Raw genomic sequence first — 15,601 nt, forward strand, 5'->3', positions numbered from 1 at the left:
CGCGCGTGGCGACGCGTTCATCGTCCGGGCACACGGCCCATGTCGCGGCGCGGACATGTTTCCCCACACGGCCCGTGGCGAGAGCATTGCGCTGTTCGAGCACGACTGACATGGCCCTTGAGATCGAACGCAAGTTCCTGGTGACCGGAGAGGGCTGGCGCGAGGCCGCGCATGCCGTGCTGCCGATGGCGCAGGGCTACCTCAACGACGTCGGCGCCATGGACCGCGGCGAGCAGCACGCCTCGATCCGGGTCCGGATCCAGGGCGACGAGGCCTTCCTGAACATCAAGTCGCGCGAGATCGGCCGCAGCCGGCAGGAGTTCGACTACCCGGTCCCGGTGGACGAGGCGCGTGCGCTGCTGGCGCTGTGCGTGGGCGGGGTGATCGACAAGCGCCGGCACCTGGTGCGCCACGAGGGCCACGTGTGGGAGGTCGACGAGTTCCTCGGCGACAACGCCGGACTGGTGGTGGCCGAGATCGAGCTCGGGAGCCCCGACGAGGCGTTCGCGCTGCCGCCGTGGGCAGGGCGCGAAGTCACCGACGAACCGCGCTACTACAACCTGGCCCTGGCCTCGCATCCGTACGCGCGCTGGAGCGCGGACGAACGCCGTGGCCCCGGCTGAGCCGTCCGGAGGACATGCCATGGCCGCCGAAGCCCGCCCGCTGAGGATCGACATCTGGTCGGACGTGGTCTGTCCCTGGTGCTGGATCGGCAAGCACCGCTTCGCGCGCGGCCTGGCCCTGCTGGGCGATGCCGCGCCGCGCGTGAACGTGCGCTGGCATCCGTACCTGCTCGATCCCGATGCCGGGACCGATCCGGTGCCGCTGCGCGAGGCCTACGCGGCGAAGTTCGGCGGGGCAGGGCGCACGGAGCAGATCCTCGCGTCCACCCAGGCCGCGGCGCGGGCCGAAGGCCTGCCGATGGACTTCGACCGGGGCCAGGTGCGGGTGACCACCCTGCCGGCGCACCGGCTGCTGTGGCTGGCCGCGCGCGAGGGCGACGCGGACGCGGTCGGCGAGGCGCTGTTCCGGGCCCACTTCGCCGAAGGCCGCAACCTGGCCGACGCGGAGGTGCTGGTGGCGGCCGGCGAGGCCGGCGGATTGCCCGGCGAACGCGTCCGGACGCTGCTCGCCGGGAGCGAGGGCGCGGCCGAGGTCCGCGCCGCGGTCGCGCGGGCCCAGGCGATGGGCATCCGTGCGGTGCCGACGTTCGTCCTCGACGGTCGATTCGCGGTCCAGGGCGCGCAGCCGCCGGAGCTGTTCGCGCGGGCCCTGCGCCAGGCGGCGGACGGGGCGGGGCCGGACGACGGCGCGCAGGGCACGGGCGCGGACTGCGGGCCGGACGGCTGCCGCGCGTGAAGGCCGCGGCGTGGCGCGGGGTCTCCGCGCGCGCGCCCATCTGCCACAATGTGCCGGTGCGCGACCGCGCACGTGAAGGAGATTGCCCGGATGCTCGTGATCGGCATTGCCGGCCTTGAACTCGGCGCCCAGGAGCGCGACTGGCTGCAGAACGACGCCTGCGCGGGCGTGATCCTGTTCAAGCGCAACTTCGCCTCGCGTGCGCAGGTGACCGAGCTTTGCGCGGCGATCCGCGAGGCCGCGCCGCGGCCCGTGCTGATCTGCGTCGACCAGGAAGGCGGGCGCGTGCAGCGCTTCCGCGAGGGCTTCAGCGACCTGCCCGCGCTGGAAGGCTTCGGCCGCCTGTACCGCGAGGACCCGGAGGGCGCGCTGCGCCTGGCCGAGCAGCACGCCTGGCTGATGGCCAGCGAGATCCGCGCCACCGGCCTGGACCTGAGCTTCGCGCCGGTGGTCGACGTCGGCCACGGCAATCTCGCGATCGGCGACCGTGCGTTCTCCGAGGACCCGCAGGTGGTGGCCGAGTTCACCCGCGCCTACGTTCGCGGCATGCACGCGGTGGGCATGGCCGCCACGCTCAAGCACTTCCCCGGCCACGGCACGGTGCGCGAGGACACCCACTTCGACACCGCGGTCGATCCGCGCACGCTCGACGAGATCCGTGCCCACGACCTGGTGCCGTTCGTCGCCGGCATCGAGGCCGGGGCCGACGCGGTGATGCTGGCGCACGTGGTCTATCCGCAGGTGGCGCCGGAGCCGGCCGGTTACTCCTCGCGCTGGATCAACGACATCCTGCGCGGCGAGCTCGGCTTCCGCGGCGTGGTGTTCTCCGACGACATCGGCATGGCCGCGGCGTTCTCCGCCGGCGGGGTGAAGGCGCGCGTGGACGCGCACCTGGACGCCGGCTGCGACGTGGTCCTGGTCTGCCACCCGGAGCTGGTCGAGGAATCGCTGGCCGCGGTCGCGAACCGCAGCCTCAACACGATGGCGCTGGTCGGCCTGCTGGGACGCGGCGGACTGGGCTGGGATGGCCTGCTGGCCGACGACCGCTACGGCGGCGTGCAGGCGCAGCTGGCCGCGCGCATGGGGCAGACGGCATGAACGTACCGAAGTTGTCCGAAATCATGGAGTCGGCCGAACTGCTGTTCGACCGCGACGAGCTCGAGGACGCGATCGAGGACATCGCCGACGCGATCGTCCCCGACTACGCCCGGGACGGGCAGCCGCCGCTGTTCGTCACCGTGATGCACGGCGGCCTCCCGTTCGCCGGGCAGCTGGCGTTCGCGCTCGGCGAACGCGGGCTCGACGTCGAATTCGACTACCTGCACGCGACCCGCTACCGCGGCGCCACCACCGGCTCGCGCCTGGCCTGGCTGCACCGCCCGGCCACGCCGATGCGCGGCCGCCGCGTGCTGCTGGTCGACGACATCCTCGACGAGGGCCACACGCTCAAGGCGGTCAAGTACTGGTGCGAGGACCAGGGCGCGATCGACGTGCGGATCGCGGTGCTCGCGACCAAGGCCCACGACCGCTGCGTGGACGACATCTGCGCCGACTACAGCGGCGTCGAGGTGCCCGACCGCTACGTGTTCGGCTACGGCATGGACTTCCACGAGCAGGGGCGCAACCTGCCGGGGATCTACGCACTCGGCGACTGACGTCCGCCGGCGCGCCGCGTCCGACCGCCCGCCACCCGCGAACCGAACTGCCATGACCTCCGACCAGATCGAACTCGCCGTCATCGGCGGCACCGGCCTGTACGCGCTGGCCGAACTGCGCGACGTGTCCAGCCACCAGCCCGACACCCCGTACGGCACGCCGTCGGGCCCGGTGCGGGTGGGCACGCTCGGCGGCCGCAGGGTCGCGTTCCTCGCCCGCCACGGCGAATCGCATTCGGTGCCGCCGCACAAGGTGAACTACCGGGCCAATCTCGCCGCGCTCAGGGTGCTGGGCGCGCGCCAGGTGCTGGCGCTCAACACGGTCGGCGGCATCACCGAACGCTTCGGGCCGCGGGTGCTGGCCTGCCCGGACCAGCTGATCGACTACACCTGGGGCCGGATCTCGACCCTCTGCGAGGAACCGGGCACCGAAGTGCTGCACGTGGACTTCGGCGACCCGTACACGCCCGCGCTGCGCGCGCGGGTCCTGGCCGCGGCGGCCGCGGCGGGCGTCGCGGTGGTGGATGGCGGCTGCTACGGCGCCACCCAGGGCCCGCGGCTGGAGACGAAGGCGGAGATCGCGCGCATGCGCCGCGACGGCTGCGACCTGGTCGGCATGACCGGCATGCCCGAGGCCGGGCTGGCGCGCGAGATGGGCCTGGATTACGCCTGCCTGGCGATCGTGGCGAACTGGGCGGCGGGTGCCGGACCCGATCCGGATGAAACCATCACCCTCGAGGACGTGCTCGAAAACGTGGCGGCGGCGTCGGCCGGCATCCCGGCGCTGGTGTCGGCGCTGCTGGCCCGGTGATTGCATGGAACCCTGATGCTTTGCATACTCGGGCGGTCCGGGGAGGGCGGCTGCGGTTTGGCCGACCGGGCGCCACCAGCCATCACGAGGTTCGACGAGTCATGCAATACGGCACAGTGAAGTGGTTCAACGACGCCAAGGGGTTCGGGTTCATCGCGCCGGAAGACGGCAGCGCGGATGTGTTCGTCCACTACTCGGCGATCGACGCCAAGGGCTTCCGCAGCCTGCAGGAAGGACAGCGCGTCCAGTACGAGGTCACCCAGGGCCCGAAGGGCGCGCAGGCCGCCGGGGTCCAGCCGGTCGCCTGAGGAATCCGACAGGCACGATTTCAAGCCCCGCTCCGGCGGGGCTTTTTTCTGGGCGGGGCGCCGGCGGGGCGCGGGGGGACGGATGAAGCGCCGCATCGCGATCATCGGCTACGGCAGCGCCGGGCAATGCGCGGCGGTGCTGCTCGAGCGCGACGGCCACCACGTGGAGGTATTCGAGCGGGTGCCGGCGCCGGGACCGGTGGGCGCCGGGTTCCTGCTCCAGCCCAGCGGGCTGCAGGTGCTGTGGCGGATGGGGCTGCTCGAGGCGGTGCTCGCCCACGGCGCGCCGGTCGAACGGCTGTACGGCGAAACCGCCGCCGGACGCGCCGTGATGGACATGCGCTATGCCGGGCTCGATCCGCGCCTGGTGGGGGTGGGCCTGCAGCGCGGCGCGTTGTTCTCGATCCTCGCCGGGGCATTCGCCGGCCACGGGCAGGTCCGGGGCGGGACCGCGATCGCCGCGCTGGAGGACGAAGGACGGGTGCTGGTCGACGGCGCAGGCCGGCGCCATGGTCCCTACGACCTTGTGGTGGTGGCCGACGGCGCGGACTCGCTGCTGCGCGGCCAGGTCGGCCGGGTGCGCCGGGACCGCCCCTATCCCTGGGGTGCGCTGTGGTGCCTGCTGCCCGCGGCCGGCTGGCCGCACCTGCGCGAACTGCGCCAGCGCTATGCCGCGGCGCGACGGATGGTGGGCTTGCTGCCGGTGGGCACGCGGCCGGGCGAAGAGGTCGCGCGACTGGGATTCTTCTGGAGCCTGCCGATCGCGCAGTTCGATCGCTGGCACGCGGATGGCGTCGACGCCTGGAAATCGTCGGTGCTGGACCTGTGGCCGGAGGTCGAGCCGCTGCTGTCGGGCCTGTGCGAGCCGGCGCAGCTCGCCCGTGCCGGCTATCGCGACAGCGTGCTGGCGCGCTGGCACCGGGGGCGGGCGGTGCTGGTCGGGGACGCCGCGCATGCGATGAGCCCGCAGCTCGGGCAGGGCGTGAACATGGCGCTGCTCGACGCGATGGCGCTCGCCGACGCGCTGCGCACGCGCGGCGACGTGCACGATGCGCTCGCGGCGTTCGAGCGCGGGCGGCGCCGGCACGTGGCGATCTACCAGCTGTGGAGCCGCTGGCTGACGCCGATGTTCCAGTCCGAACTGGACATGGTGGCCCGCCTGCGCGACCTTGGGCTTGGTCCCGTCGGCCGGCTGCCGCTGGCACGCATGCACATGCTGCGGGTGCTCGGCGGCACCCAGCAGGGCCTGTTCGGCCGGCTCGCGCTGGACGAGGCGTTCGTCGAGGCGCTGGCCCGCGGGACCGCCCGGCAGGTGCAAGGAGGACAGTGATGGACGCCACCCACGTCGTCGAGAACCAGCCGCCGGAATTCGCGCCGCGCGACCTGTGGCGCGACGACGCCGCCCTGCGCGAGGCGCTGGCGCGCGAGGGCGGCGGCGCCTTCTCCGACGTCGTGGCGCGCTACGGCGCGCTGGCCGGCGGCGAGCTGCTGGCGCTGTCCTTCGACGCGCACCGCGACCGGCCACGGCTGCGCACGCACGACCGCCATGGCCACCGCATCGACACGGTGGAGTTCCATCCGCACTACCACCAGGTCATGGACGCGGCGATCGCCGGCGGGGTCGCCGGGCTGTCGTGGGCGCGGCCGGAGCCGGGCGCGCACGTGGCGCGCGCGGCGCTGTCCTACCTGCACTACCAGGCCGAGCCGGGCACCAGCTGCCCGCTCACCATGACCCACGCCGCGGTACCGGTGCTGGCGCGCGAGCCGTCGCTGCGCGAATGGGTGGCGAAGGTGGCGGCCTGCCGGTACGACCCGCGCGACGTGCCGGTGGCCGGCAAGCACGGCGTCACGCTCGGCATGGGCATGACCGAGAAGCAGGGCGGCAGCGACGTGCGCGCCAACACCACCACGGCGACGCCGCAGGCCGATGGCGGCTACGTGCTGCGCGGGCACAAGTGGTTCTTCTCGGCGCCGATGAGCGACGGCTTCCTGGTGCTGGCGCAGGCGCCGGGCGGGCTCACCTGTTTCCTGCTTCCGCGGCGGCTGCTGGACGGGACGCTCAACGGATTCCGGCTGATGCGGCTCAAGGACAAGCTGGGCGACTGGAGCAATGCGTCGTCGGAGATCGAGTTCGACGCGGCACGGGCGCATCGGATAGGCGAGGAAGGGCGCGGGGTCGCGACGATCATCCAGATGGTGATGCTCACCCGCCTGGACTGCATGCTCGGGTCGGCGGGGCTGATGCGCATGGCGTTCGCGCAGGCGCTGCATCACTGCCGGCACCGGCGCGCGTTCGGGCGGCGGCTCGTGGAGCAGCCGCTGATGCGCAACGTGCTGGCCGACCTGGCGATCGAGGCCGAGGCGGCGCTGGCGCTGTCGATGCGGGTGGCCGGCGCGGTGGATGCCGCGCCGCGCGACGCAGCGCAGGCGGCGTTCGCTCGGATCGCGACGGCGATCGGCAAGTTCTGGATCTGCAAGCGTGCGCCGGGCTTCGTCAACGAGGCGCAGGAGTGCCTGGGTGGCGCTGGATACGTGGAGGAATCGCTGCTGCCGCGGCTGTACCGGCAGGCGCCGCTCAACTCGATCTGGGAAGGCAGCGGCAACATCCAGTGCCTGGACGTGCTGCGGGCGCTCGCGCGCGAGCCGGAGACGGGCGCGGCGCTGCTGTCTTTCCTGGATTCCGCGGGCGGGCGGGACGATGCCTACGACGCCGGGCTGGAGAGGGTGCGCCGTCTGCTGGCAACGCCGCCGGGCGAAGCGCACGCGCGTTCGGCGGTGGCGGCATTGGCGGTGCAGCTCCAGGCGGCGGCGCTGCTGTCGGCGGGGAGTCCGCTGGCGGACGTGTTCTGCCGCAGCCGGTCTGGAGGCATCGGGCCGGGGGTGTATGGAGTGCTGGCGCCGGAGGTCGATTTCGATCTGGTGCTGGAGCGGGCCGGGGGCGGGTGACCTGGTCGGGCGGGGGCGCCCCGGGCAGGGTCGGAAGGCGAACTCGATGGTTTCGGCGCGACGGTTGGGTCGCGCCGCGGCCAGCGGGCCTGCTCCGCGAATGTCCGGCGCGCGCGGCGCACGCCTCCCCCTTGAGTCCGCTGCGCAGGCCAGCCGGCCACGGCGCATCTGGGCTCGGGCAACGTCGGGCGGGCGGAGGCGAATGACCGTGCTCCCTCCCCCGCAGGCGGGGGAGGAGGTAGACGGGGGCGCCCGGCTCCCTCCCCCGCGAGCGGGGGAGGGTTGGGGTGGGGGGAGGTCGCCAGCGCATGTCATGGGACCGCGGTGCCCCCCTCCCGGCCTCCCCCCGCAAGCGGGGGGAGGGGTAGACGGGGGCGCCCAGTTCCCTCCCCCGCGAGCGGGGGAGGGCGGCCTGCGGAACGGGAAAAGCCGGCCGCGGAGTCCCGGCGGCCGGCAGGGGGCAGGACGATCAGGTGCGACGGATCACTTCGACAGGAAGTCCAGCAGGTCCTGGTTGAGCCGCTCCTTGTGGGTGTCCGTGATGCCGTGGGGGCCGCCCTCGTAGACGACCAGCTCGGCGCCCTTGACCAGCGCCGCGGAGGCGCGTCCGGAGAGGTCGATCGGCACGATCTGGTCGTCGTCGCCGTGGATCACCAGGGTGGGCACGTCGATCTTCTTCAGGTCCTCGCGGAAGTCGGTGGCCGAGAACGCGGCGATCGAGTCGTAGGTGTTCTTGTGCCCGCCCTGCATGCCCTGGGCCCAGAACGACTGGACCAGGCCCGGGTTCGGCGTCGCGCCGGGGCGGTTGAAGCCGTAGAACGGGCCGGACGCGATGTCGAGGTACAGCTGCGAGCGGTTCTCGATCGAAGCCTTGCGCAGTCCGTCGAACACCTCGATCGGCAGGCCGCCGGGGTTGTCGCCGGTCCTGAGCATCAGCGGCGGGACCGCGGACACCAGCACCGCCTTCTTCACCCGCGAGGTGCCGTGGCGGCTGATGTAGCGGACCACTTCGCCGCCGCCGGTGGAGAAACCGACCAGGGTGACGTCGCGCAGGTCCAGGGCGTTGATCACCGCGGCCAGGTCGTCGGCGTAGTGGTCCATGTCGTTGCCGTCCCACGGCTGGCTCGAGCGGCCGTGGCCGCGGCGGTCGTGGGCGACGACGCGGTAGCCCTTCGAGGCCAGGAACAGCATCTGCGATTCCCAGCTGTCCGAACTCAGCGGCCAGCCGTGGCTGAAGGTGACGACCGGGCCGTCCTTCGGGCCCCAGTCCTTGAAATAGAGGCGCACGCCGTCCGCGGTAACGACGTAGTTGCCGTCGATGGTGGCGGCGGAAGCGGCCTGCGGGCCGGTGGCGGCAGCCAGGGCCAGGGTGCCGGCTGCGACGGTACGGGCAATGGTGTTCATGGCGTTGTCTCCGTGCAGTTGGGGGAGGGGGCCGGCCGGATCGCGGGCGGTGGTGGCGCCTGCGTGGTGTCGTCGACCGGCGAGGCATACTCTGGGCGCGTTGCCGGGACATCTGGTGATGTAAAGTCCTGAAAAGTTGACAGGGAGTCCGCCCATGACCGACCGGTTGGCTGCATTGATGGCGCACTTCCCGGTGCGGGCCCGGGTCTTCAACACCGGTCCGCTGTGCGGCATCAACACCGTCGTGGACGACGGGGAACACGGACAGCTGCACCTGCTGCGCGCCGGCGTGCTCGATCTCGTCCATGGCCGCGAGCAGATCCGCATCTCCAGGCCCAGCCTGCTGCTGTATCCGCGGCCGATGGCGCACCGCTTCATCACCGACGCCGAGCGCGGGGCCGACATGGTGTGCGCGCATCTGTCGTTCGAGGGAGGCGCGGGCAATCCGGTCGTGGCCAGCCTGCCAGCCTTCGTGTGCGTGCCGCTGGAGGAACTCGATGGCGCGGAGTCGCTGCTGTCGATCATGTTCGACGAGGCGTTCGGCGCGCGATGCGGGCGCATGGCCATCGTCGAGCGGCTGTTCGAGGTGGTGATGGTGCAGGTGCTGCGCCACCTGCTGCACGGCGGCGAGATCCGCGTCGGCATGCTGTCGGGGCTGGCGCATCCGCGCCTGCGGCATGCGCTGGTGGCGATGCATGAGGCGCCGGCGAAGGAGTGGCCACTGGAGGAACTGGCCCGGATCGCGGGCATGTCGCGCAGCGTGTTCGCGGCGACCTTCCGCGACACGGTCGGCGTCACCCCCGGGCAGTACCTGCAGTCCTGGCGGATCAGCCTCGCCCAGCAGGCGCTGCGGCGAGGCCGGCCGCTGAAGATCGTCGCTTCGCAGGTGGGCTACGGGAGCGAGGCCGCGCTCTCGCGCGCGTTCAAGGCGCAGACCGGGCACTCGCCGCGCGCGTGGCGCAAGACCAGCGTGGCGCCGCTGGCCGCCGCCGGCATGGGCCGATGAGTGGCACTGTCGCCCGTCCCGCGTCGCCGCAGAGGACCGCGCCCGGCGGCCCGCAGACGGCCTTGCGGAACATCGGCGCGGCCGGCCACGGACACCGGCTGTGGCGGCGGGTCCGCGCTCCCGCCGTGCGCATGGCGCCGGCGGAATGTGCGCGCGCGGCTCCGCCGCCCGCGCAAGGGGCCTCGGGTCAGGCCGCTTCCGGCTCGCCGCGCGCCCGGGCGAACGCCGCGGCCACGGCTTCCATCGCGGCGATCCAGGGGCCGGGCCCGTGGCTGACGCGGGCGACGCCGAGCCGCGCCAGCTCCTCGAAGGACGGGCAGCCCCGGACCCACATGATGTTGACCGGCAGCGGCGATCCCTGCACCACGCGCCGGATCAGTTCGGGTGCGACCAGGCCCGGCACGAACAGTCCGTCCGCGCCCGCGGCGGCATAGGCGCGGGCGCGCGCCAGCGCTTCGTCGACCAGGCCGGCATCGTGCGTGTCGGCCGGACGCTGCAGGAACAGGTCGGTGCGGGCATTGATGAAGAACGGCAGGCCCGCGGCTTCGGCCGCGGCGCGCGCCTGGGCGAGCCGGGCGGCCTGTTCTTCGACCGGACGCAGGCCCGACGCCAGCCCGTCCTCGAGGTTGCCGCCGACCGCGCCGGCCGCGATCGCGCGCGCGACGGTCTCGGCCGGGTCGTCGTAGCCGCGTTCCAGGTCCACCGTCAGGGGCAGTTCGCTCACCTTCGCGATCCGGGCAACCGTGTCCAGGGTCGCCTCCAGCGGCAACTGCTCGCCGTCGGGCAGGCCGTGTACGGCGGCGATCGCCCAGCTGCTGGTCGCCAGCGCCTCGGCGCCGCAGCCGGCGATGGTCCTGGCGCTGCCGGCGTCCCAGGCGTTGAACAGCAGCAGTGGCCGCGGGCCCTTGTGCAGGGCGCGGAAGACGTGGGCGGACGGGGTGCGTGGATGCATGGTATGGCTCCTGGCCGTGAAGTCGCGGCACAGGCTGCGCGCGGCGGCGACCGGCGGCAATGACGCGCAGGTCATGCCGCCATGACCCCCGGGTCATGGCGGACGCGTCGCGGCCGGCCGTATCCTCGCGGCATGGATGCAGCGCGCCAGCGACCGGGCAGCGACCTCGTGCCGACGCCGATCGGCGCACGGCTGCGCGAGTGGCGCACCGCGCGGCACCTGAGCCAGCTGCAGCTGGCGTTGGCCGCGGAAACCTCGGCCCGCCACCTGAGCTGCATCGAAACCGGCAAGTCGCGGCCCGGACGCGAACTGCTGGCGCGGCTGGCCGACGCGCTGGAAATGCCGCTGCGCGAGCGCAACGCACTGTTGCTGGACGCGGGCTTCGCGCCCCAGTTCCCCGAGAGCGCGCTCGGCGCGCCGGTGCTGGCGCGCATCGACCAGGCCATCGACGCGATCCTCGCCCAGCAGTCGCCGTACCCCGCCTTCCTGATCAACCGTCGCTGGGACGTGTTGCGCGCCAACGATGCCGCCGCGCGGGTCAACCGGCTGATGCTCGGTGGCCGCGACAGCGCCCACGCCAACATCATGCGCCAGTTCTTCGACCCGGCCGACCTGCGCGCGGCGGTCGCCAACTGGGAGGAGGTGGCCGGCGAACTGATCCGGCACCTGCACGAACAGGTCGCGGCCGTGCCGGGCGACCGCGTCGCGCGCGAACTGCTCGAGGAGATGCTGGCCTATCCCGGCGTCCCCGCGCGCTGGCGCACGCGCGACCTGTCGTCGCCGCCCTCGCCGCTGCTGACCACGACGCTGCGCCGCGACGGGGTCGAACTGCGCTTCTTCTCGACCATCACCACCTTCGCCATGCCGCGCGACATCACCCTGGACGAGCTGCACATCGAATGCTGCTTCCCGATGGACGACGCCACCGCGGCCCACTGCCGGGCGCTGGTCGACGGGTCCGCCGGCGCCCGGTTCAGTCGATGAACTGCAGCTTCGCCAGCTCGGCGTAGAGGCCGCCCTGGGCGAGCAGCTGGTCGTGCGTGCCCTGGGCGACGATGCGGCCGCGGTCCATCACCACGATCCGGTCGGCCTTGAGGACCGTCGCCAGCCGGTGCGCGACCACCAGGGTGGTGCGGCCTTCCATCAGGTGCTCGAGCGCGGTCTGCACTGCGCGCTCGCTCTGCGCGTCGAGCGCGGACGTCGCCTCGTCCAGCAGCAGGATCGGCGCGTCGCGCAGCAGCGCCCGGGCGATCGCGATGCGCTGCTGCTGGCCGCCCGACAGGCGCGCGCCGCGTTCGCCCAGCTGTTCGTCGTAGCCGGCGGGCAGGGCGCAGAGGAAGGCGTGCGCCTCGGCGGCCCTCGCGGCGGCCTCGACCTCGGCGTCGCTCGCCTCCAGGCGACCGTAGCGGATGTTCTCGCGCGCGCTGGCGGCGAAGATCGCCGGCTGCTGCGGGACCAGCGCGATCGCCCCGCGCAGTTCGACCGGATCGAGGCTGGCGATGTCGACGCCGTCGACCGTGATCCGCCCCGACTGCGGGTCGTGGAAGCGCAGCAGCATCGCGAACACGGTGCTCTTGCCCGCGCCCGACGGACCCACCAGGGCCACGGTTTCGCCGGGCTGGACCTCGAGGCTGAAGTGGTCCAGCGCCGGCGCGTCCGGACGGGTGGGGTAGTGGAAGGTCACGTCGTCGAAGCGGATCGCGCCGCGCAGCGGCTGCGGCAGCGTCGCCGGCTGCGCCGGCGCCGCGATGCCGCTGCGCTCGGACAGCAGCTCGCCGATCCGGCCCATGCCGCCGGCCGCGCGCTGCAGTTCGTTCCACACCTCGGCCAGCGCGCCCACCGAGCCCGCGCCCAGCAGCGCGTACAGCACGAACTGGCCGAGCGTGCCGGCCGTCATCTCGCCGCGGATCACGTCGTGCGCGCCCAGCCACAGCACCAGGATGATCGCGCCGAAGATCAGCGAGATCGCCACCGCGGTCACCAGCGCCTGCACCGTGATCCTGCGCCGGGCGGTGGCCACGGCGAGCGCCACCGCCGCAGCGAAGCGTCCGCGTTCGTACTCCTCGCGCGCGTGCGCCTGCACGGTGCGGATCGCCCCCAGCGCCTCGCTCGCCAGCGCGTTGGCGTCGGCCACGCGGTCCTGGCTCTGGCGCGAGATCTTCTGCAGCCTGCGGCCACCCAGCACCAGCGGCAGCACCAGCAGCGGGATGCCGACCAGCGCCCAGATCGCCAGCTTGGGGCTGGTGACCAGCAGCATCGCCACGCTGCCGACCACGGTCACCAGGCTGCGCAAGGCCACCGACATCGTCGTGCCGATCACGCTGCGCAGCAATTCGGTGTCGGCGGTGAGGCGAGAGACCAGCTCGCCGCTGCGGGTGCGCTCGAAGAACGACTGGTCGAGCCCGACCAGGTGGCCGTAGAGGCGGTTGCGCAGGTCGGCGACCACGCGCTCGCCCAGCAGCGAGACGAAGAAGAAGCGCGCCGCGGTGGCCAGCGCCAGGGCGATCGCCACCAGCAGCACCAGGGCGAAGGTCGCATCGATGTTGCTGCCGCTGCTGAAGCCGCGGTCGATGATCTGGCGCACCGCCACCGGCAGCGCAAGCGTCGCCGCGGAGGATCCGGCCAGCGCCAGCAGCCAGGCCGAGAACAGCGCCTTGTGGCGCATGACGAAGGGCCACAGCGTGCGCAGCGAGCCGATCGGCGCCCTGGTGGCGGTCGTGCCGGCGTCGCCGGACGGATTGCCGTGGGCGCCACCGCGCCGGTCGTGGGTGAACGCCATCAGCCTTCGTCGTGGAACCGTGCCCGGTCACGGGTGGCGTCGCGGAGCCGGGATTTCAAGTCGGCGACGGAATCGGCGGGGAGTTCGAGCTCGGCGCGCATGCCGTCGGCGTCGAAGGCCTCGCCCAGTTTCACCGCCGAGAACTGCGGCAGCAGGTGGTGGAGCTGGGCGATGTCGGCGAACGGAACGTGCACCGCGACGGTCGCGGTCTCCACCAGCGGCAGGCGCGGCGCCAGGCGCAGGCACTCGGCCGCGGCGCCGCCGTAGGCGCGCACCAGCCCGCCGGCGCCGAGCTTGATCCCGCCGAACCAGCGCGTGACCACGACCACCACCCGGTCGAATCCCTGGCCGTCGATCGCGGCCAGGATCGGGCGCCCGGCGGTGCCGGCCGGTTCGCCGTCGTCGCTGCTGCGGTAGTCCTGGCCCAGCCGCCAGGCCCAGCAGTTGTGGGTGGCGTCGGGGACCGACACCTCCTGCACGAACGCGGCCGCCTCCGCCGCCGACGCGACCGGCGCGGCATTGGCGAGGAAGCGGCTGTGCCTGACTTCGAGCGCGTGGCTGGCCCGCTCCGCCAGCGTGTCCAGGCTCATCGGTCGAGCAGCGGGCGCAGGTCGTCGGGGACCATGGCCTGCGGATGGCGGCGCACGAACTCCTGCAGGCTGGCGCGGGCCTCGTCGAGGCGGCCGTCGTCGCGCAGTTCGCGGATGCGCTGCAGCCAGGCCTCGCGCACGCCGGGCGAGTCGGCCGATGCGGGCGGCTCGTCGTCGAGTGGCTGGTCGGCGGCCATGTCGATCGGCGGCGGCGCCATCGCGGGTGCGGCCTGGCGCATGCGCGGGCGGGCCGCGGCCTGGTCGACGGCGGTCGGCGCGGCGGCCGCCGGAGGCGGTGGAGGCGGTGGAGGCGGTGGCACGAACAGCTCGGCTCCGGCTTCGGCCTCCGCGGCCTGCTCCGGCGCAGGCGGGGCGGGAGAAGGCATGGGCGGCGGCGGCGCGGGAGGCGAAGGCGGCGGCACGGCGGCCTCGGCGCGTCGGGCTTCGGCGCGCTCGGTCGCGGCCCGGGCCGCGGCGGCGCGGGCCGTGCGCTCCGCGGACTCCCTGGCGTCGCGCTCCGCGGCATCGGCCACTGGCGGCTCGGCGGGCGGGGGCGGCTGGGCCGGGGCGTCCGCGGCCTGCTTGCGTGCAGACTGGGCCTGTGGTGGCGCCGGGGTGGACGCGGCAGCGGGCGCCGCGGTGGCGTCCCCGCCGTCAGGGTCGGCTCCGGCGGCCGGCATCGCCGGGGCCGCCAGGGGGCGTGCGGCGGGCGCCGGGGGGCCGGCGACGGCGGCGGCTTCGGAGGGCCGTTCCACGACCGCGTCCGGCACCGGCCGCAGCTGCCAGGCCACGCCCAGCGCCAGCGCGAGCGAGGCGGCGATGCCGAAGCCCACCGGCCAGCGCAGCCGACGGCGCCGCGCATGCGGCGCCGGGCGCGGCTGCGGCGGCGCGCCGGAGCCGGCGGCTTCGGCCCGGGCGGCGGCGAGGATCGCGGCATCGAGGGCTGGCGAAGGCGCCGCCTTCGCGTCGAGCTGCGCCAGGCGGCGCGCCAGCTCGCGCTCGGCCGGGTCGAGCGGTTCGTGCGGCGGCCGGTTCACGGCACCACCTCCGGGCCCAGCCGGGCGCGCAGCTTGTCCATCGCGTAGCGCAGGCGCGATTTCACCGTTTCCCGCCCCACGCCGGTCACTTCCCCGATCTCCTCCAGGCTCAGTTCCTGCTCCAGGCGCAGCATCACCACCTCGCGCTGCTCGGGCGGCAGCGCGTCGAGCGCGAGCTGCAGCTGGCGGCGCTGCTCGAACTCCGACAGCCGCCGCTCCGGCGTGTCGGGATCGGGCACCCGGGCGGTGCGCTCGCCGGCGTCTTCCGGCGCCGCCGGCCGGTGGCGCAGGGCGCGCCAGTGGTCGGCCAGGCGGTTGTGCGCGATCCGGTACAGCCAGGTCGCGAACGCGGCCTCCGGCCTCCAGCCCGCGCGCGCGGCGATCACCTTCTGCCACACGTCCTGGAACAGTTCGTCGGCCAGCGCGCCGTCGCGCAGCTGCCCCAGCAGGTAGCGGTACAGGCGCAGCCGGTGGCGCGCGTAGAGCTGCTCGAACGCCGCCACGTCGCCCCGCGCATAGGCCAGCATCAGCGCTTCGTCTGCGGGTTCGGGGGCGGTGGCGGGCGCGGCCTCGTTCACCGGCAGCAGGGTAAGCCCTGCCCCGGACGGAGTGAAGCCGGCGCGGCCGCGCCGGCGTGGCGGGGCGGCCGCCGGCCGGGCGGCGATCGCGGTCGACATGGAGGTGCCAACGGACGGGCGGCGGGAACGGGGTTTGCCGGGGCAGGGCCCGAATGCCGTTATGCTTTGGAATTGGA

16 protein-coding genes are annotated in these 15,601 nt (G+C 73.7%); 10 read left to right on the top strand and 6 right to left on the bottom strand.

Going from position 1 to position 15,601, the window contains the following annotated elements:
* The first annotated feature begins 110 nt into the window (after positions 1-110).
* The 8 genes from LUTJ29_RS0111050 (at position 111) to LUTJ29_RS0111085 (ending at position 7,079) form a co-directional block, all read left to right on the top strand.
* Positions 111-623 (top strand): CYTH domain-containing protein, encoded by a 513-nt coding sequence (locus tag LUTJ29_RS0111050; RefSeq protein WP_027072565.1) that lies wholly within the window; start codon positions 111-113, stop codon positions 621-623.
* A gap of 40 nt (positions 624-663) precedes the next feature.
* Positions 664-1,359: a DsbA family oxidoreductase gene (locus LUTJ29_RS0111055; RefSeq protein ID WP_027072566.1), complete on the top strand. Its 696-nt coding sequence runs from the start codon at positions 664-666 to the stop codon at positions 1,357-1,359.
* A 90-nt stretch (positions 1,360-1,449) separates the two neighbouring features.
* The gene (nagZ, locus tag LUTJ29_RS0111060; protein WP_027072567.1) at positions 1,450-2,457 is read left to right on the top strand and encodes a beta-N-acetylhexosaminidase; all 1,008 of its coding nucleotides are present in this window, start codon (positions 1,450-1,452) and stop codon (positions 2,455-2,457) included.
* Complete coding sequence (locus tag LUTJ29_RS0111065; RefSeq protein ID WP_027072568.1) at positions 2,454-3,014, top strand: hypoxanthine-guanine phosphoribosyltransferase; 561 nt, start codon at positions 2,454-2,456, stop codon at positions 3,012-3,014. Before nagZ ends, LUTJ29_RS0111065 begins: the two co-directional genes overlap by 4 nt.
* A 52-nt stretch (positions 3,015-3,066) precedes the next feature.
* Positions 3,067-3,825 (top strand): S-methyl-5'-thioinosine phosphorylase, encoded by a 759-nt coding sequence (locus LUTJ29_RS0111070; protein ID WP_027072569.1) that lies wholly within the window; start codon positions 3,067-3,069, stop codon positions 3,823-3,825.
* A 101-nt stretch (positions 3,826-3,926) separates the two neighbouring features.
* On the top strand, positions 3,927-4,133 hold the full coding sequence (locus LUTJ29_RS0111075; protein WP_027072570.1) for a cold-shock protein: 207 nt from the start codon (positions 3,927-3,929) through the stop codon (positions 4,131-4,133).
* Positions 4,134-4,215: 82 nt separating this feature from the next.
* The gene (locus LUTJ29_RS0111080; protein ID WP_027072571.1) at positions 4,216-5,463 is read left to right on the top strand and encodes an NAD(P)/FAD-dependent oxidoreductase; all 1,248 of its coding nucleotides are present in this window, start codon (positions 4,216-4,218) and stop codon (positions 5,461-5,463) included.
* Positions 5,463-7,079 carry an acyl-CoA dehydrogenase family protein gene (locus tag LUTJ29_RS0111085; protein WP_043741190.1) on the top strand — a complete coding sequence of 539 codons (1,617 nt, stop codon included), beginning with the start codon at positions 5,463-5,465 and terminating at the stop codon, positions 7,077-7,079. Before LUTJ29_RS0111080 ends, LUTJ29_RS0111085 begins: the two co-directional genes overlap by 1 nt.
* A gap of 483 nt (positions 7,080-7,562) precedes the next feature.
* On the opposite strand, the gene LUTJ29_RS0111090 is transcribed toward LUTJ29_RS0111085, so the two are convergent.
* Entirely contained in the window at positions 7,563-8,483 is a 921-nt protein-coding gene (locus tag LUTJ29_RS0111090) for an alpha/beta hydrolase (protein WP_027072573.1), read from the bottom strand.
* Positions 8,484-8,637: 154 nt separating this feature from the next.
* Between LUTJ29_RS0111090 and LUTJ29_RS0111095 the strand changes: the two genes are divergently transcribed.
* Positions 8,638-9,489, top strand: a complete 852-nt coding sequence (locus tag LUTJ29_RS0111095; protein WP_027072574.1) for an AraC family transcriptional regulator — start codon at positions 8,638-8,640, stop codon at positions 9,487-9,489.
* Positions 9,490-9,676: 187 nt separating this feature from the next.
* On the opposite strand, the gene LUTJ29_RS0111100 is transcribed toward LUTJ29_RS0111095, so the two are convergent.
* On the bottom strand, positions 9,677-10,441 hold the full coding sequence (locus LUTJ29_RS0111100) for an isocitrate lyase/phosphoenolpyruvate mutase family protein (RefSeq protein WP_027072575.1): 765 nt from the start codon (positions 10,439-10,441) through the stop codon (positions 9,677-9,679).
* Positions 10,442-10,573: 132 nt separating this feature from the next.
* On the opposite strand from LUTJ29_RS0111100, the gene LUTJ29_RS0111105 reads away from it, so the two are divergent.
* The gene (locus tag LUTJ29_RS0111105; RefSeq protein ID WP_051322947.1) at positions 10,574-11,425 is read left to right on the top strand and encodes a helix-turn-helix transcriptional regulator; all 852 of its coding nucleotides are present in this window, start codon (positions 10,574-10,576) and stop codon (positions 11,423-11,425) included.
* Here LUTJ29_RS0111105 and LUTJ29_RS17205 read toward each other — a convergent pair.
* From LUTJ29_RS17205 to LUTJ29_RS0111125, 4 genes are read right to left on the bottom strand one after another with little or no spacing between them, the layout of a single operon-like run.
* Complete coding sequence (locus LUTJ29_RS17205) at positions 11,415-13,220, bottom strand: ABC transporter transmembrane domain-containing protein (protein WP_084524842.1); 1,806 nt, start codon at positions 13,218-13,220, stop codon at positions 11,415-11,417. The genes LUTJ29_RS0111105 and LUTJ29_RS17205 overlap by 11 nt on opposite strands.
* Entirely contained in the window at positions 13,220-13,810 is a 591-nt protein-coding gene (locus tag LUTJ29_RS0111115; RefSeq protein ID WP_027072577.1) for a YigZ family protein, read from the bottom strand. Before LUTJ29_RS0111115 ends, LUTJ29_RS17205 begins: the two co-directional genes overlap by 1 nt.
* Positions 13,807-14,847 (bottom strand): hypothetical protein, encoded by a 1,041-nt coding sequence (locus LUTJ29_RS0111120; RefSeq protein WP_027072578.1) that lies wholly within the window; start codon positions 14,845-14,847, stop codon positions 13,807-13,809. Before LUTJ29_RS0111120 ends, LUTJ29_RS0111115 begins: the two co-directional genes overlap by 4 nt.
* Positions 14,844-15,524 carry an RNA polymerase sigma factor gene (locus LUTJ29_RS0111125; protein ID WP_084524843.1) on the bottom strand — a complete coding sequence of 227 codons (681 nt, stop codon included), beginning with the start codon at positions 15,522-15,524 and terminating at the stop codon, positions 14,844-14,846. Before LUTJ29_RS0111125 ends, LUTJ29_RS0111120 begins: the two co-directional genes overlap by 4 nt.
* Positions 15,525-15,601: the final 77 nt, after the last annotated feature.

This window comes from Luteimonas sp. J29 (assembly GCF_000472505.1).
Taxonomy (GTDB): domain Bacteria; phylum Pseudomonadota; class Gammaproteobacteria; order Xanthomonadales; family Xanthomonadaceae; genus Luteimonas.

Bases quoted from the DNA above. Each gene is read 5' to 3' on its own strand.
- LUTJ29_RS0111050 (WP_027072565.1), top strand. From the start codon at position 111: ATGGCCCTTGAGATCGAACGCAAGTTCCTGGTGACCGGAGAGGGCTGG.
- nagZ (WP_027072567.1), top strand. From the start codon at position 1,450: ATGCTCGTGATCGGCATTGCCGGCCTTGAACTCGGCGCCCAGGAGCGC.
- LUTJ29_RS0111065 (WP_027072568.1), top strand. From the start codon at position 2,454: ATGAACGTACCGAAGTTGTCCGAAATCATGGAGTCGGCCGAACTGCTG.
- LUTJ29_RS0111070 (WP_027072569.1), top strand. From the start codon at position 3,067: ATGACCTCCGACCAGATCGAACTCGCCGTCATCGGCGGCACCGGCCTG.
- LUTJ29_RS0111075 (WP_027072570.1), top strand. From the start codon at position 3,927: ATGCAATACGGCACAGTGAAGTGGTTCAACGACGCCAAGGGGTTCGGG.
- LUTJ29_RS0111080 (WP_027072571.1), top strand. From the start codon at position 4,216: ATGAAGCGCCGCATCGCGATCATCGGCTACGGCAGCGCCGGGCAATGC.
- LUTJ29_RS0111085 (WP_043741190.1), top strand. From the start codon at position 5,463: ATGGACGCCACCCACGTCGTCGAGAACCAGCCGCCGGAATTCGCGCCG.
- LUTJ29_RS0111090 (WP_027072573.1), bottom strand. From the start codon at position 8,483: ATGAACACCATTGCCCGTACCGTCGCAGCCGGCACCCTGGCCCTGGCT.
- LUTJ29_RS0111095 (WP_027072574.1), top strand. From the start codon at position 8,638: ATGACCGACCGGTTGGCTGCATTGATGGCGCACTTCCCGGTGCGGGCC.
- LUTJ29_RS0111100 (WP_027072575.1), bottom strand. From the start codon at position 10,441: ATGCATCCACGCACCCCGTCCGCCCACGTCTTCCGCGCCCTGCACAAG.
- LUTJ29_RS0111105 (WP_051322947.1), top strand. From the start codon at position 10,574: ATGGATGCAGCGCGCCAGCGACCGGGCAGCGACCTCGTGCCGACGCCG.
- LUTJ29_RS17205 (WP_084524842.1), bottom strand. From the start codon at position 13,220: ATGGCGTTCACCCACGACCGGCGCGGTGGCGCCCACGGCAATCCGTCC.
- LUTJ29_RS0111115 (WP_027072577.1), bottom strand. From the start codon at position 13,810: ATGAGCCTGGACACGCTGGCGGAGCGGGCCAGCCACGCGCTCGAAGTC.
- LUTJ29_RS0111125 (WP_084524843.1), bottom strand. From the start codon at position 15,524: ATGTCGACCGCGATCGCCGCCCGGCCGGCGGCCGCCCCGCCACGCCGG.